This is a genomic window from Fischerella thermalis PCC 7521, from assembly GCF_000317225.1.
GTDB classification, from domain to species: domain Bacteria; phylum Cyanobacteriota; class Cyanobacteriia; order Cyanobacteriales; family Nostocaceae; genus Fischerella; species Fischerella thermalis.
The window spans coordinates 33,405-49,985 of sequence record NZ_AJLL01000010.1; the positions used below are offsets into that span (position 1 = coordinate 33,405).

Genomic DNA, 16,581 nt, shown 5'->3' on the forward strand with positions numbered 1-16,581 from the left:
TTTTCTAACACTGTAAGCCAATACCTCAAAAGCGATCGCACCTCTAATTAAGTATTGCAAAAAGAACTTTATCGATGATTTCTTACCAAAATAGATTTTCTAGACACACCCGTTGACTCCACTGAATCTTTTGCATAATAGAAATAGCTATCTGGTTCGCGCTTCACACTTACGCCATTCATCACCATACCTAATACTGTTTGACCTGACTGAGTTAAAAACTCTTTAGCTGCATTAGCACTTGCATAGTCAACTACTTCTGGACGCACCACCAGCAAAATGCCGTCAGCTAATTTACCCAAAACTGCTGCATCTGCTGTCCCTGCTAGAGGTGGAGCATCAAAAATCACACAATCATATTTTTGGGTAAAGCTAGCAACTAACGTAGCCATACGGTCAGAGTCTAACAAAGCAACTGGATTGGGAGGTATCACTCCAGAAGTCAGAACATGTAAATTAGGCATTACTTCGTGAACAATTGTCTCCAAGGGCACTTGGTCAACAATGATATTGCTTAAGCCCTGATTATTACTTAGTTGCCAAATATGATGCTGAATGGGATGACGCATATCAGCATCTACCAACAGCACCCGACGTTCCACTTGTGCCATAGCGACAGCTAAGTTAGCAGAAACCTCTGATTTTCCTTCTTTAGGAATGGAACTAGTAACTGTAATTGCTTTTAGCTGCTTATATGAAAGAAATTTCAAGTTTGCTTGCAGCATTTGATAGGCGTCCCCAACCGGGAAATGAGGAATGTCCCTACCAACCACTCTAGGAATTGGTCTATCTAACCCTTGTACTGAATAGCTGTTTTTATTATTCCTACTTACATTAGGAATCACCCCTAGTAATGTGTACTGGAACAGTTCTCTAGCTTCTTTAACAGTCTTGATAGAGCGGTCTATCAAATCAACAGCAAGGGCAGCAATTATTCCTAGCATTATACCTAAAACTCCTCCACCTGCTGCAATCAAAGCTTTTCTAGTACCACTTGGCTCATCTGGTACTAATGCAGGGGAAATGATCCGGGCATTACTAACATTCTGGTTTTCTGCTACGTTAATTTCCTGTATTCTTGTCAATAGAGTTTCATAAGTTGTTTGAGCCGCTTTCAGTTTTCGCTCTAGCTCCCGCTGAGTTTGTTCTAACTTAGGTAGAATGTTGGCGCGTTGTTTGTAAACAGACCACGTATTAGTTAACTCAGCGATTCGTCTTTCCAAACCGACACGTTCTTTATCTGTATTGGCTAAATCTTCAATCAGCTTTTGTCGCACCTCTCCCATCTGCAAATTTGCTGTAGAGATTTGCTGATTATTGCCACCTACCTGCTGTATTCGCTGTTGTAGTAAGCTTCTGAGAGCAGAAACTTTTTCTTCCAAATTAGCAACTGTGGGATGTCCGGGTTGATAACGGGTTCGTGCTACTGTCAATTCCGACTGTGCTTCCTGAAGTTCAGTCAGTACTTTTTGAGTTCCAGGTACTTGACTCAAATCTACTGCCGATACAGCTTCTTGTGAATTGACCCTAGCCTGAGTTTGTAATTTCTCCAAACGAGCATTAACATCAACAAGTTGGGCTTGTGCTTGGGCAATTTCATCTTCCAACCTGGAAATTGTATTAACTGCTGCGGTTGCTTCTTCTTGCAGGACAATTATCTTATTTCTCTCTTTGAATCTACGTAAGGCTAATTCTGCTTTTTGAACGGCTTCTTCAGTTTTGGGTAATTGCTGCAACATAAATTTGCCAGCAGAGATTGCTTCTTCTCTGTTGGCCTGGATGTTCTGCTTGGTATATTCTTCAACTATTTTATTGATGACTTTTGCAGCTAATTGGGGATCTTGATGTGTATAGGAAACTTCCAGAACGTCTGTACCTTTGACACCCTCTACCTTTAATTTTTTCTGAAGATCCTCGACTTTTAGAGGTTCACCTTCATCATTTTTGAGACTAAGGGATGTAATGGTTGCTTGAAGGACAGGAACAGATGTAACGATCTTTGCCTGCGTGTCTACAGGGCTGTTATTCTGCACTAATGATTCCAGTCGTCCTAAATCTTCTCCTAATCCTGTGAGTGAGGAGGTGCGACTTGTCTTAATCAACAGACTTGCTTGCGCTGTGTATGTAGGTTTAATTGATAATGCATACAGCAATGCAAGGGTGAAGACTACTCCAAAAACACCTACTGCCGTCATCCAACGTCGTTGCAGGACAAGCAAGTATTTTTGAAAATCTATCTCTTCAACATGAAATTCTGATTCCTTCATGGCAGATATTGACCTTAACTAATCACACATTCATTTAGATCTGCAAGTCACTTATACCAAATTTCTATAAAACTGCATATAATTACACAAGTTAGCTTCTGTACAGGTTCAAAAATAATTATTGATATTAACTGATAAATCCGAAATCCTTGCTGGATTTACAACCAACCATTCTTGCATGTCTGCGAGTAAATTCTCCTACAGAGGGATTTCCTTCAGGGTAAATTACACCGATTGCTTGTTGCCAAAGTTCTGGAGATGCTACGAATACTTCATAAATCCGCTCACGCTTTTTAAGGTGATACCACTTTGTTTGTTGGCACTGATCACACCAGAATGCTTCTAACCATTCTCCTTCTAAGGGTACTGCTGTTTTATTCGCTACTAAAAACAGTGCGGTTTGCCGTCCTATTCCTCGCTGCTGGAGTTGCCCTGGACGATCAGCAAATAATTGATACTTTTGACTGACACTATCGAGATAGCATCCATGAATTGGACAATAGATGGCTCGCCGCTTTGAACGCTTGCGATTTCGATCACATCTTCTTTGCACTTTGACCTCCCTTATTGGGTAAATGCACAGCAGAGCAAGAAGTTGGAACTGGAGGAACTGAGATCAAGTTAGACCGTCTAAGTTCATATCCACTTTGGTTTCAGTGTTTAGTTTAAATTTACTTTAGTTAGTCGATTATTTAATCATTTTTTTATAAAGATTCTGCAAAGTATTTTCCTTAAAAATACAAATCAAACACATAGTAATTATCTCTTTTGTCCACAAATTCAAAATGAAATCTGGCGATGAGCGATCGCTAAATCTCCTTAGATCATGAAAAGCTTAGGCAATTTCTTTAATTGTAGTTACAATTTCTCTGCTAATTCAGCCATCTTTCTAAGATCTACAAATAAATCATTCAGCAAGATGGTTTAGTTGGAGGGACTGAGATCAAAATCGACCATCGAAGCCCTACTCCCTAAAATCAAAATCATTTATTCAATTTTTTTGATTATCCCTTCACGGGATTAAAGTCGCACTGTTTTTGGCATGGAATGCAAATCGTGCCACTTCCCTTGGTCTTTGAGCTTAAAACTGTGTCATTACAACAGTAAAATTCAAAAATTCTAATATCTATAACTCGGCAGATGCTTTGATCATTTCATAAGTTGTTGTGTCTAATATGTTTCACTCCTCTAGGTTTACAAGTAAAAATTTTTACATTGTTTTGCTTTTATATAGCATAGATATATCAAATCTTGCAGCGACCGCAAAATTAGATTTAAGTATGAGAATCTTGGTCAAGTAATAGAATTTTTGTATAGCTACCTCGACTTTTGATAACTTCATTGTTTACAGGTAATTAATGTTACTTTCAGTATACAGTGATTCGATTTTTTCATAACATCTACGTTTGGATTTTACATCTTGGAGTATACAGCATATGTATACAAAAAATATTAAAACATTATACAGAATTATTTAAAACCAGTACAATTTATGCCTCTAGGTATATTCATAGATATTATTTTACCATAGTTAATTATAACTATATTATTTAGAACTAGTATAATCTACGCCTCTAAGTATATTCATAGGCATGATTTTACCAACGTCAATTATTAGGAGCTTTGTGGAAGATCACAGATGAAATGTAATAGCATAATATATGCTCAATTAGCAAAAGTGACGCTTCAGCAAATTTGAAAGAGAGTATGTTTTGACACTAGCAGATATGTAAAAAGAAATAGACATAACCTATATCAATATTAATTTGAAAAATTTATTGGGTAAATTGTTACCTTAATGTTAAAAGTTTTAATTAACTTAAATTTTTATACATCTAGACTAGTATAAAAGTTTATACCGAGAGAAATGTTATTGATGTATCTATCTTCTATCCTAAGTAAGATAAAAGATTTTAATCATTGAGCAGATCAAAACCTTACCTGAGGCAAACATCTACAGAGTTTCATGAATTGGCGATATAGCTTCAGCAAGAAACAAATAATTTGAAAATAAGTGAAATATCTGTATAATGTTCAAGAATATTCAAATATTTGAATTTCATTTGCGATTGAAGACTAAATTTAGGCATCTGCCATTATTCAGTTGCTCTTGATTGATGTAACTGTAAACGTAACTTTTCATGCTCAGTTACGTAAAGGGTTTGAATTACCTCAACTGAAAAATTTGAATCTTTAGCTACCTGAAGTTAAGGTGTAAAGTCTACCAAGTTTCATCAAAAATTCATTTCGATAACCACACTAGATAGTGGTCTAGGTTTAAGATTTGCGATCGCCATTGCTATATGTGCAAATGTGATTCGTTTATCTTGTGAACCTAGCGAAATGAAGAAATTTCCTATGGGACAATGTACTCATTTTGTCCAGTAATAATAGGCATAGGGACTTACACTGATCCGTGACGTAATTTCTAGATGTGACGGGTCTAATACAACTTCAAGGTTTTTGCTAAAGGGACACTACTATCTTCCTCTTACACACCTTGGGAGTTAAATAATGGCTAATACTTACTATGTTAACGCTGAGACAGGTAATGATAGTAACAATGGCTTAAGTGAAAAGGATGCTTTTAAAACTTTGCAAGAAGGGGCAGATCGGCTAGAACCAGGTGATACCCTCTACGTCATGGATGGGACTTACACCACCGATTCTGATCGAGCACTTTTATCAATTTCCAGGAAAAATGGCTCACAGGACAATTGGATAACCATTAAAGCTTATCCAGGACATACACCAAAGCTGAAAGTTAAGGACACCGATTATGGGATTCACATTTCTGGTTCATCCTACATACGCGTTGAAGGACTGGACTTAGAAGGTGGTAAGAATGAAGTGACGCTAGATTATGCCAAAAAAGAGCAATACAACATCAAAAATCCCTTAACTAATAGTTCTGGGATTGCAATTACCCCATCCTATGATGGGTCTGGGATAGATGGTTACTCTCACCACATTGTCATCGCCGACAACAATGTCCGTGACTTTCCAGCTACAGGCATTTCCGCAGAAAAGGCAGACTACATCACCATCGAGAATAACACCGTTTCTGGAAACTCCTGGTATTCACCTCTAGGGACTAGTGGAATTAGCGTTATTTACAACCACAACACGGACAATAACACCAATGACTACAAGTTCATCATTCAAGGTAATACAGTTTATGATAACAAAAATCTGATTCCGTGGATTGAGGTAGGCAAAATCAGTGAAGGAAACGGCATTATCCTCGATAGCACAGATGGTAAAAATTCTGGTGAGGTCTATAAAGGAAAGACATTAGTTGCCAATAACATTGTCTATAACAATGGTTCATCGGGAATCAATGCCTACCACTATTCTAATGTAGACATCATCAACAACACTACTTACCAAAATGCTACTAATATGGATCCGGGTGGTGAGATTGCAGTAGGTAAAGCAAAAAATGTGCGTGTTTACAACAACATCATGTACGCCAGATCTGATCGCCGTCCCAATAGCCTCTTTGAATCTGAAAACGTGGTTTTTGATCGCAACCTGCTTTACAACTATGACGATTATTATGAATTCAAGGCTTCAGATGATCCAAATGCTAAGGGATTGGAAAATATCTTGGGTTACGATCCACAATTTGTAGACCCTTCCCAGGGTAATTTTACACTCAAATCTGACAGCCCCGCGATTGATGCTGGTTCTGGTGCTTTCAATAGCATCACAACTTTGAAGAAGGATCTACAAGGTAACACTCGTCCCCAAGATGGTGATGGTAATGGCAGTGCGATCGCTGATATTGGTGCTTTAGAAGTAGTGGTGTCAAACTCTAGCGACAATAGCGAAGTCAAGGGTGTCAGTAATGCTTCTCCCATCCCCAAGGAAACAAATAATGACAATCTTGTTACTACTTCAGAAACGGATAAAATCTTAACTCAACAAGCAGAGAAACCCCTGAAGCGGGATGTGAATGCTGATATCCTCACAGGTGGATCTGATGCAGATAAGTTTCTCTATGCTGGTAGAAATCAACAAGAGACATTTGCGCAATCAACAGTAAATGCGCCTGATCAAATCACCAACTTTAACCCTATTGAAGGCGATCGCATCCAGATAGATAAAGACGGCAAATTATCTACCCAAGAAAGACTTAAAGGAGCAAACCTATACAATGCAGGTTTGGTGAAAGGGAATAATCTGTCTGCTGCGATTCAAGCAGCCTATAAAGATAAAGACCAGCAAACTCAAGGTGATCAGGTATTGAATAAAGACGAATCTGTTTTATTCAAATGGCGAGGTGGTACCTATTTAGCCATGAATGATCAGAATAAATCCTTTGACCCAAATACTGATTTTGTTCTGAATGTGAGCGGTATAAAAATGCCAGGCAAGGATATAGTAGCAGGAGTTCTCCGGGCCAAGAATTATATTTGCTAGAAAGTTTTCCAGACTCTGCTGAGAAATATCAGGTTTCCTTAAACACTAATATTATCCCTTTGGGTAGGTAATAGGTAATCGGTAATGGGAAAGACTTGATATAACCAGCACCCCAAAGGCGCGATCGTGCGCCCCTTCTCAGGTGTACACAAGTTATATTTACCCCCCTTAATCCCCCCTAATATCGGGGGGAAACAATAAATCCAGTTCCCTCCCCGTAAACGGGGAGGGTTAGGGTGGGATCTAATCTATTTAAGTACAAAGTGCTGTATGTCACGCTTTCGGCTTATAAGTCGAAGTTACGTGTAACTCCTTGAGTTGCTTGGCGTCCACACCCGAAGGCGCATCTGTCATCAAGCAACGTGCTTGCTGTGTCTTCGGAAACGCCATGACATCTCGAATTGATTCTTCTGCTGCTAACAACATCACCAATCGGTCTAAACCGTAAGCAATACCACCATGAGGTGGTGTACCGTACTCAAATGCTTCTAAGAGGAAACCAAATTTATTCTGTGCTTCCTCACTAGAAAGTCCGATCGCATCAAAAACTTGTTGTTGAATTTCCCGTTGGTAAATCCGCAAGCTACCGCCGCCAACTTCAAAGCCGTTGAATACCAAATCATAAGCTTGGGCGCGTGCTGTTTTCAAGTCGTCCAAGTCATCAGGATGGGGTGCAGTGAACGGGTGATGGAGTGCTTCCAGGCGCTTTTCCTCTGCATTCCACTCAAACATCGGAAATTCTGTAATCCAGAGTAAATTGATTTTATCTGGATCGATGAGTCCGAATTCTCTGGCAATGACTTGCCGTAATCTATCTAGAGTTTTATTAACAGTAGCAGCGTCCCCAGCACCAAATAATAATAGATGACCGGGTTTGGCACCTGTGCGACGCAAAATCTCCTGTTTTTGTTCCTCTGTGAGGTTATCTTTAATCGCCCCAATTGTATCGATTTCGCCGTTATCTCTGACACGGATGTAAGCTAGACCTTTGGCACCGGCTTCACTAGCCTCTTTGAATAAGTCGCCACCTGGTTTAATCCGCACATTAGAAATGGCTTCGTTACCATTGGGAATGGGCAGAATCTTGACGATCCCGCCGCTAGTGACAGCATCCCGAAAAACTTTGAAACCGCAATCTTTGATCACATCAGAAACATTAACTAATTCCAATCCGTAACGGGTATCAGGCTTATCACTACCGTAGCGTTCCATCGCCTCAGCATAGGTAAGACGTGGGAAGGGACGTTGTAACTCAATTCCTTTAATTGTTTTGAAGACATGACAAACTAAATTTTCATTGAGTTCGATAATTTCTTCTTGGGACATGAAACTCATTTCCATGTCCAACTGCGTAAATTCCGGTTGTCTATCAGCACGCAAATCTTCGTCGCGGAAGCAACGGGCAATTTGATAGTATCTGTCAAAGCCGGATACCATCAACAACTGTTTAAACAATTGCGGAGATTGGGGTAAAGCAAACCACTCACCAGGGTTGACACGACTGGGAACTAAATAATCCCGCGCACCTTCTGGGGTGGAACGGGTAAGTATAGGGGTTTCAACTTCTACAAAACCTTCTATATCTTCCAAATAACGACGCATCGCTTTCACAACTTGATAGCGCAATTGTAAATTACGCGTCATTTGGGCGCGTCGCAAATCTAAGTAACGATACTTCAACCGCAAGTCTTCTCGTACTGGATCTGTCTCGCTGCTAGAAACCTGAAAGGGTAATTGCTTACGCACAGCGTTAAGCAACTCTATGTTATCTGCGTAAATTTCAATTTCACCTGTAGGTATGCGGCTATTGAGAGATTCCTCTGGACGTTGCGATACCCTACCTATGACTTTAATTACGTACTCATTTCTTAAGGTATTCGCTTGTTCATAGGAATCTGGGGTACGTTGTGGATCGCTAACGATTTGCACAATCCCAGAGCGATCGCGTAAATCTAAAAATATTACACCCCCATGATCGCGGCGACGGTCTACCCATCCGTACAAGGTGACAATTTCTCCAATATGTTTTGTTCGGAGTTCGCCGCAATAGTAAGTTCGCATAGTTGTTAGTTCTTAATTACCAAGCTAGACAATATTAAGTAAAAGTCAAACCTTCTAATTATCTAGCATCATTTGCAATTGTTGTGATTCCGGTAAAAAAAAGATGAAATTTTTTGAAAAAACTAGGGGCAGGTTTTCCCACCCGCCCCTCAAGGGTAACAAATACTTACTAGATATAGGGCGATTAAACAGACTAACTAAAAAATTGCATGTAACCAAACTCTGCGTCCCTTTGAGTTCTCCTTTGCGATCCTTTGCGTTTCAAAACACTACAAATGAGTACAAACCAGTACTAATATTAGGAACGTGGGGCATTAAAAGCATCCCAAGCAGCTTTAGCAGCGTCTTGACAGCGAGAGCCAAATTCTTCTAGTTGTTTGAGCAATAAATGCCAGTTTTTCTCAGCTTCTTGCTGCAATACCAACCAAGAATGTTCAATGCGATCGCGCTCAATCAGTTTATCACCTTCAATTGCTTGGCGTGCCTGACGTACCGCATTCAGATAAGTTTCGCGAGTGAGAGTTCCTGCGGATTCTGCTTCGGCTTGGGCGCGTCTTTTGATGGCTTCAATTAATGCTTTGGTTTCACCCTTAACTTCGTCAGTCTCGCCAGCCATTTCATTTTCTACTATTTCTTCGGTTTGAGAACTGACTTGTACAACAACCAAGTTTTCTTCATTGTTAGGATTATAAGTCATTTGCGCTTCTCCTTATATCTTGTGATCAGGGATTGGGGAGATGGGGTGATGGGGAGATGGGGTGAGTGATCTAAAAGACTCTTTGTGGTGAATTTTGTTGTTGTTCTAATCGCAGTAATGCTTCCACCCGTACTTCTGTAGGTGGGTGACTAGAGAACAAATTGCTCATAAACTGCCCTGAGAAAGCATTTGTAATCAACAGTGGCTCAAAAGCAGGGTTAGCATTGAGAGGTATTTGTCGTGCCGTCGCATCTAAACGTTGCAGCGCTCGGGCTAAAGCGCGGGGATTGCCTGTAATTTTAGCAGAACCAGCATCTGCTGCAAATTCTCGGGTGCGGGAGATAGCCAGCTGTATCACTGTTGCCGCAATCGGGGCAAGTATCACTGTTAATAATAACCCCAAAGGATTAGGCCCGTTGCGATCATCCCGTGAATAGGGTGAAAACCAAAGGCTGTAGCTCAGCATTTGAGCTAAGAAAGATATTGCACCTGCGATCGTTGCAGCAACGGCTTGGGTAAGAGTGTCACGGTTGGCAATATGAGTGAGTTCGTGAGCAATCACACCTTCGAGTTCGTCTTCTGGTAATATCTGCAAAATACCTTCAGTGACAGCAATGGCAGAATGTTGTGGATCGCGCCCTGTTGCAAAAGCGTTAGGATTTTGGGAAGGAACGACATATATACTGGGCATTGGCAGATTCGCCCGTTGGGACAATCTTTCTACCATCGCATATAGCCCTGGTGCTGCTTGTGGTGATACAGGTTGCGCGCCATAAGCAGCTAGCGCAATTTTATCTGATTGATACCAGGAAAATAAGTTGGTAACTGCTGCTATAACAATACCTACAATTACACCTGTACTACCACCAATTACCCAATAACTAATCGTAATTAAAAGACCGCTTAATAAAGCAAGCAAAGCGGCTGTTTTCACTTGATTTATCATAGTTATTTACTCTTGATTACAACTACATAACATTAGCTCGAGCCGCAATTTGATCTTATCGATATCAACACAGATTTTTCAGGTAGAAATATAGCTCCTGTTTTGTACGGTTTTCTCTCCTATTATTAAAGGTTGTTGAGTAATTTATACAACTTTTGATATGAAGCATATATCTTTCCGAGAAAGGAAAAATAATATTTTCAAATAAAGCGCATCTATCAAAAGTAAGAAAATTTATAAAACGGTAGAATTTATGTGACACTTGGCACAAGCGAATGTATAGCTGTGCGAAATATCATGATGTGTAATTGCGCTTTACTAATAGTGTCGGTAGAATTTCTGGAAAACTAAATATTGGTCATTAACAATACTTCAAAAGACTAGTAATCTATCACACCAGTTTTGCATGATTAGCCGAGACAATATTAAAAGGTAAAAGTTGAGAGAGACCGCTGAACCTTCCACTGTTTCTCTTACCCTTTACCATTCGGTGACTCGAAGTTGATACAAATGTTTTCTAGTATACAAACTTTGAGTAATTTTACTCTATAGCACTGTTCTTCTGTAAGGATAACCCCATGAGGGAAAATACGAAAAACATTGGAGTTTTGCACAAAGTTGGAAAAACTTTGCACGAATTGGCAGAGTTCATTTTTAATCCCTGGTTAAATAGCACATCTGTTCACCCCTTAGAACGAAGATTACAACTGTTAGAACGCCGGGTATATCAGGGAATGCTGGACAAGGAAGAGTCTCAAGACTTAGTGATGCATGACTTGCAGCAACAGATAGATTGTTTGCAAGAGAGTACAAATTCTCGGCTAGAAAACATAATTAACTACGAACTGCGTCACCAAGTACTAGAAGTGCTGAAAGAACAGGCGCATATCATTAACCAAATCATTAAACCAGCTGTTGAAGATGTAATCTATGAATTAGAGCATAAAAAGCAGTATTCTCAACCCAGTATCAACACTGCTGAAATTGAAAAAAAACAAGACAAACTCCGTCAGTCTTTGGCACATATTGAAAATTTGAATGCATCTATTCCCCATATAGAAGCACAAAGAGCAGCCTGTATTGAAGCGGGGCGATGGCTATTGTCTCGGCGATTAGAATTGGCGCAAGCAGTAACAAGTAAATTATTGAGTCCACAGCATCCGCAAGCAGAAGAGTTTTGCCGGAATATCTGCAAATATATCAAACTACTTGGCTGCTGCATGGAAAACGAGATTGAACCACGTCTGTTGTATAAAAAAGTTATTACTCATCAACAGCCACCAGTTCAGACATATGTGAAAGCATTTCAGCTCATTAAAACCAGATACATCTATGATTGGGAATCTTCACAGCAAGTATCAAGTCAAGCCGCAGAAGAATTAAGAGGTTACTTTAACTACCTACTTCACTATTTAATGACTGCCTTAGTCTGAGTCAAGAGCATTCTTGATTTCTGTCTCAATCACAGTAATAACTCGCTGTTTATAATTCTCTGCTTGCAACAAAATCTTCACTGTATTCTCAATTAACTTGCCTTGTCGCCAGCATTGCTCCTCCTCTAACTGCATTGCAAGATTTTGCAGCACCTGAATCATAGCAGTATTATATTCCTGAGCACGCTGGTTTAAAAATAGATGTTTCATACAGCAAGTGAGATTTAGCACATTTCATATTTCTCTAGGTTAGGCAGGAAACCAGGAAGATAAAGATAAAAGTTTTCTGATCCACTGGAATATTTATAATGTCGCGTAGGCTGGTAATTGGTAATTGGTAATTGGTAATTGGTAATTGGTAATTGGTAATTTATAACCAAGGGAATTAGGAGAAATTGCGATGTTGATGGGAGATACCGATACCGAAATCAGACAATTTTAGCTAACCGCAAAAGCAAGCAAAACTAAAGCGCTAACAAATATAGTTGCAACTGCACCATTGCAGGGTATTCAGCGTAGTAAATCTGGGGTTCAGTTGCGTAGTTATTCAAAATACCTTCTTCATTAACTGTGGTGTAGTTGTGTAAAGAAATATAACTATTTTGTTACAAAAAATCAACAGGACTTGACATTGAAAGGCTGATAGCCGCGATAAGAGCGACTTATCAATAATTTTTCGGATGCTTGACAACAAAAGGATTTTTTGGAGCTAAACGTGAGTATTTGGAGTGGTATTACCAAATAAAAGAGTGGTAAAGCTGAAGTCGGTTATTTACTTTATATTGAGCAGCAAGATTAAAATCGAGATGAAGAAACATTTCGTAGCTCAAGGACATGAAACGGATCGTCTTAGTAGCAGGGTTTGAATCTTTCAACGCCGACTTGTATCGCAAAGCGGCTGATATGGCGATCGCTAGTTGTCCAGAGTTGGATATCAGGGTTTTTAGCGATCGCGACATTACCAGTAAGCGCCAAGAAGTAGAAGCCGCACTTGGTAATGCTGACGTATTTTTTGGTAGCTTGCTGTTTGATTACGATCAGGTGTTATGGTTACGCGATCGCATTGCGAATATTCCCATCCGCCTTGTTTTCGAGTCTGCATTGGAATTGATGAGTTTTACCAAGTTGGGTGCGTTTGCCATTGGTGACAAACCCAAAGGAATGCCCAAACCAGTAAAATTCATCCTCGACAAATTTAGCCAAGGACGAGAAGAAGATAGACTCGCAGGTTACATCAGCTTTTTGAAAATCGGGCCAAAACTGTTAAAGTTCGTACCAGTACAGAAAGTCCAAGACTTACGCAACTGGCTAATTATCTATGGTTACTGGAACGCAGGCGGGCCGGAAAACGTTGCTGCCCTATTCTGGACACTAGCAGAAAAATACTTGGGGTTAAAAGTTGGTGACATTCCCCCACCCATCGAAACCCCCAACATAGGATTACTCCACCCGGATTATCAGGGATATTTTACATCTCCCCGTGAGTATTTGGAGTGGTATTGCAAAAGACAGGGAGAACTTCCCGATGGGGAGGTGGGGAGATTGGCAGATGGGGAGAAACCTTTGTCTCAATTATCCCATCTTCCTGTAGTGGGAATTTTACTCTACCGCAAACATGTCATCACCAAACAACCCTATATTAATCAACTAATTCGCCGTTTTGAGAAAGCTGGATTAATCCCCTTACCGATATTTATCAACGGTGTGGAAGGACACGTTGCTGTCCGTGACTGGATGACAAGTGATTACGAAACTCAGCAACGCCAACAGGGTAATATCGAAACTCCATCTTTGTCTGAGGAAGCAGTCAAAGTAGATGCGATCGTCTCGACAATTGGTTTTCCTTTGGTGGGTGGTCCTGCTGGTTCAATGGAAGCTGGACGGCAAATCGAAGTAGCAAAACGCATCCTGACTGCCAAGAATGTTCCGTATTTTGTTGCCGCACCTTTATTAATTCAAGATATTTATTCCTGGACACGTCAAGGAATTGGTGGATTACAGAGTGTAGTTTTATACGCACTTCCAGAACTAGATGGAGCGATCGATATTGTTCCCCTTGGTGGTTTGGTGGGAGAAAAAATCTATCTAGTTCCCGAAAGAGTACAACGCTTAATTGGCAGAGTCAAAAGCTGGATTAAACTGCGGCAAAAACCCGCATTTGCAAGAAAAATTGCCATTATTCTCTATGGATTTCCACCTGGTTATGGTGCAGTGGGAACTGCCGCCTTATTGAATGTACCTCGTAGTCTGCGGAAATTTCTGCAAGCGCTGAAAGACCAAGGTTACACCGTCGGAGATTTGCCAGCAGATGCAGAAGAATTGATTCGGCAGGTGAAAGAAGCAGATGAGTCTTTTGGCGATGCGGAGAATTCTTCTATCACCCTATCCCGTCCTCATGTCCCCGCGTCTGTGAATGCTAAAACCCTAGAAAAATGGTTGGGATATCTCCGCACTTCCCGAATTGAAAAGCAATGGAAATCCCTTACGGGTACTGGGATTAAAACCTATGGCGATGAATTTCATATTGGCGGTGTGCAATTAGGAAATGTCTGGATTGGTGTCCAACCACCCTTGGGGATACAAGGCGACCCGATGCGGTTAATGTTTGAACGAGATTTAACGCCTCATCCCCAGTATGCTGCTTTCTACAAATGGCTGCAAAATGAGTTCCAAGCTGATGCTGTAGTTCACTTTGGTATGCACGGCACGGTGGAATGGTTGCCGGGTTCGCCTTTGGGTAATACGGGGTATTCTTGGTCAGATATTTTGTTGGGAGATTTGCCTAATTTGTATATATATGCGGCGAATAATCCTTCGGAATCGATTTTGGCGAAGCGTCGCGGTTACGGGGTACTAATTTCTCACAATGTACCACCTTATGGTCGTGCAGGTTTGTATAAGGAATTGGTGGTATTGCGGGATTTGATTGCGGAGTATCGCGAAGATCCACAGAAGAATTATGCTCTCAAGGAAGCGATTTGTAAAAAGGTTGTTGATACTGGTTTAGATGCAGATTGCCCGTTTGAGGATGCGAAACGTCTGGGGATTCCTTTTACGCCAGAGAATGTGCGGATGTTTAGCGCCCATGCTTTTAATGATTATTTGGTGAAGTTGTACGAGTATTTGCAGGTTTTGGAGAGTAGGTTGTTTTCTTCTGGGTTGCATACGTTGGGTGAAGCGCCGGATGAGGAGGGGATGGCGGCGTATTTGCAGGCTTATTTTGGAAATGAACCGCCAAGGCGCGAAGATCGCCAAGAGGAGGAGAGGCTGGTTCGAGAGTTGTTGATGCAGACAACTGATGAGTTGATGAATTTGTTACGGGGTTTGAATGGGGAGTATATTCCGCCTGCGCCTGGTGGCGATTTGTTACGGGATGGGCCTGGTGTGTTGCCTACGGGTAGGAATATTCATGCTTTAGATCCTTATAGGATGCCTTCTCCGGCGGCGTATGAGAGGGGAAGGGAAATTGGTCAACAAATTATTGCCCAGCATTTGCAGGAACATGGTAAGTATCCGGAGACTGTGGCGGTGATGTTATGGGGTTTGGATGCGATTAAAACTAAGGGTGAATCTCTGGGGATTTTGTTGGAGTTGGTGGGGGCGGAACCTGTGAAAGAGGGGACGGGACGGATTGTGCGTTATGAGTTGAAGCCTTTGGCAGAAGTGGGACATCCCCGAATTGATGTGTTGGGGAATTTGTCGGGTATTTTCCGGGATAGTTTTGTGAATGTGATTGAGTTGTTGGATGATTTATTTCAACGGGCGGCTGAGGCTGAGGAACCGGAAGACCAGAATTTTATTAGAAAACATGCTTTGGCTTTGAAAGCGCAGGGTGTGGAGAATGCATCAGCTAGGTTATTTTCTAACCCGGCGGGTGATTTTGGTTCAATGGTGAATGAGCGTGTGACTGATGGAAATTGGGAATCTGGCGACGAGTTGGCAAATACTTGGCAAAGTCGCAATGTGTTTAGTTATGGCAGGCAAGATCGGGGTCAAGCAAGACCGGAAGTATTAACGCAGTTGTTAAAAACGAGCGATCGCATTGTGCAAGAAATTGATTCGGTAGAATATGGTTTAACTGATATTCAGGAATATTACGCCAATACGGGTGGTTTGAAGAAGGCGGCGGAAAAAGTCGGTGGTAAGAAAGTGACGGCTAGTTTTGTCGAAAGTTTCTCGAAAGATACCACACCCCGCAAATTAGATGATTTGTTGCGGATGGAGTATCGCACTAAGTTGCTTAACCCCAAGTGGGCAGAAGCAATGGTCAATCAAGGTTCTGGCGGTGCGTTTGAAGTTTCCCAACGGATGACAGCGTTGATTGGTTGGGGCGGTACTACAGATTTTACTGATGATTGGGTATACGATCAGGCAGCAGATACTTATGCTTTAGATCCAGAAATGGCAGAGAAATTGCGAAAAGCCAACCCGGAAGCCTTTAGGAATATTGTCGGTAGAATGTTGGAAGCCCACGGGCGGGGTTTTTGGCAAGCTAACGAGGACAAGTTACAAAAGTTACGGGAATTATATGAGTTGACAGATGAAGAGTTAGAAGGAGTAACAGTTTGAAAGTCCACAACACGTGAAAGTTCCGGGAGCTTGGTAGCCCCTCGGTTTTAACCAGGGTGCGACCCGTGCAGATTTATCTGCATTTAATGTCTTTCGTGATGTGGGTCATTTATATAAGCCATTACTTTACTTGTGCTGACTTTTCCTATGGTAGTTAAACAATCATCTCTTACACAGATTTAA

9 protein-coding genes and 1 pseudogene are annotated in these 16,581 nt (G+C 41.0%); 3 read left to right on the top strand and 7 right to left on the bottom strand.

Annotated features, from left to right (window positions below; translation table 11 throughout):
- Positions 1 to 68 precede the first annotated feature (68 nt).
- A complete protein-coding gene (locus UYK_RS0102745; RefSeq protein ID WP_016870866.1) occupies positions 69 to 2,267 on the bottom strand; it encodes a GumC family protein in 2,199 nt (732 codons plus the stop codon).
- 127 nt (positions 2,268 to 2,394) lie between these two features.
- On the bottom strand, positions 2,395 to 2,820 hold the full coding sequence (locus UYK_RS0102750; RefSeq protein WP_009455696.1) for a hypothetical protein: 426 nt from the start codon (positions 2,818 to 2,820) through the stop codon (positions 2,395 to 2,397).
- A gap of 1,961 nt (positions 2,821 to 4,781) precedes the next feature.
- Here UYK_RS0102750 and UYK_RS0102755 point away from each other — a divergent pair.
- The gene (locus UYK_RS0102755; protein WP_016870867.1) at positions 4,782 to 6,692 is read left to right on the top strand and encodes a bluetail domain-containing putative surface protein; all 1,911 of its coding nucleotides are present in this window, start codon (positions 4,782 to 4,784) and stop codon (positions 6,690 to 6,692) included.
- 273 nt (positions 6,693 to 6,965) lie between these two features.
- On the opposite strand, the gene aspS is transcribed toward UYK_RS0102755, so the two are convergent.
- The 3 genes from aspS to UYK_RS0102770 all read right to left on the bottom strand — a co-directional run bounded on the left by aspS (position 6,966) and on the right by UYK_RS0102770 (position 10,396).
- Positions 6,966 to 8,753 (bottom strand): aspartate--tRNA ligase, encoded by a 1,788-nt coding sequence (gene aspS, locus UYK_RS0102760; protein ID WP_009455698.1) that lies wholly within the window; start codon positions 8,751 to 8,753, stop codon positions 6,966 to 6,968.
- Positions 8,754 to 9,051: 298 nt separating this feature from the next.
- Complete coding sequence (locus tag UYK_RS0102765; protein WP_009455700.1) at positions 9,052 to 9,450, bottom strand: hypothetical protein; 399 nt, start codon at positions 9,448 to 9,450, stop codon at positions 9,052 to 9,054.
- Positions 9,451 to 9,520: 70 nt separating this feature from the next.
- The gene (locus UYK_RS0102770; RefSeq protein ID WP_009455703.1) at positions 9,521 to 10,396 is read right to left on the bottom strand and encodes a zinc metalloprotease HtpX; all 876 of its coding nucleotides are present in this window, start codon (positions 10,394 to 10,396) and stop codon (positions 9,521 to 9,523) included.
- A gap of 578 nt (positions 10,397 to 10,974) precedes the next feature.
- On the opposite strand from UYK_RS0102770, the gene UYK_RS0102775 reads away from it, so the two are divergent.
- Positions 10,975 to 11,829 (top strand): hypothetical protein, encoded by an 855-nt coding sequence (locus tag UYK_RS0102775; RefSeq protein WP_009460377.1) that lies wholly within the window; start codon positions 10,975 to 10,977, stop codon positions 11,827 to 11,829.
- Here UYK_RS0102775 and UYK_RS0102780 read toward each other — a convergent pair.
- On the bottom strand, positions 11,821 to 12,039 hold the full coding sequence (locus UYK_RS0102780) for a hypothetical protein (RefSeq protein ID WP_009460376.1): 219 nt from the start codon (positions 12,037 to 12,039) through the stop codon (positions 11,821 to 11,823). The genes UYK_RS0102775 and UYK_RS0102780 overlap by 9 nt on opposite strands.
- A 228-nt stretch (positions 12,040 to 12,267) precedes the next feature.
- Positions 12,268 to 12,422: pseudogene (gene psb34 / locus UYK_RS25890) on the bottom strand (photosystem II assembly protein Psb34).
- 241 nt (positions 12,423 to 12,663) lie between these two features.
- Between psb34 and bchH the strand changes: the two are divergent.
- Complete coding sequence (gene bchH, locus UYK_RS0102785) at positions 12,664 to 16,398, top strand: magnesium chelatase subunit H (RefSeq protein WP_009457817.1); 3,735 nt, start codon at positions 12,664 to 12,666, stop codon at positions 16,396 to 16,398.
- Positions 16,399 to 16,581: the final 183 nt, after the last annotated feature.

Excerpts from the sequence above, each read along its gene's own strand:
- UYK_RS0102745 (WP_016870866.1), bottom strand. The coding sequence starts at position 2,267 with ATGAAGGAATCAGAATTTCATGTTGAAGAGATAGATTTTCAAAAATAC.
- UYK_RS0102755 (WP_016870867.1), top strand. The coding sequence starts at position 4,782 with ATGGCTAATACTTACTATGTTAACGCTGAGACAGGTAATGATAGTAAC.
- aspS (WP_009455698.1), bottom strand. The coding sequence starts at position 8,753 with ATGCGAACTTACTATTGCGGCGAACTCCGAACAAAACATATTGGAGAA.
- UYK_RS0102765 (WP_009455700.1), bottom strand. The coding sequence starts at position 9,450 with ATGACTTATAATCCTAACAATGAAGAAAACTTGGTTGTTGTACAAGTC.
- UYK_RS0102770 (WP_009455703.1), bottom strand. The coding sequence starts at position 10,396 with ATGATAAATCAAGTGAAAACAGCCGCTTTGCTTGCTTTATTAAGCGGT.
- UYK_RS0102775 (WP_009460377.1), top strand. The coding sequence starts at position 10,975 with ATGAGGGAAAATACGAAAAACATTGGAGTTTTGCACAAAGTTGGAAAA.
- UYK_RS0102780 (WP_009460376.1), bottom strand. The coding sequence starts at position 12,039 with ATGAAACATCTATTTTTAAACCAGCGTGCTCAGGAATATAATACTGCT.
- bchH (WP_009457817.1), top strand. The coding sequence starts at position 12,664 with ATGAAACGGATCGTCTTAGTAGCAGGGTTTGAATCTTTCAACGCCGAC.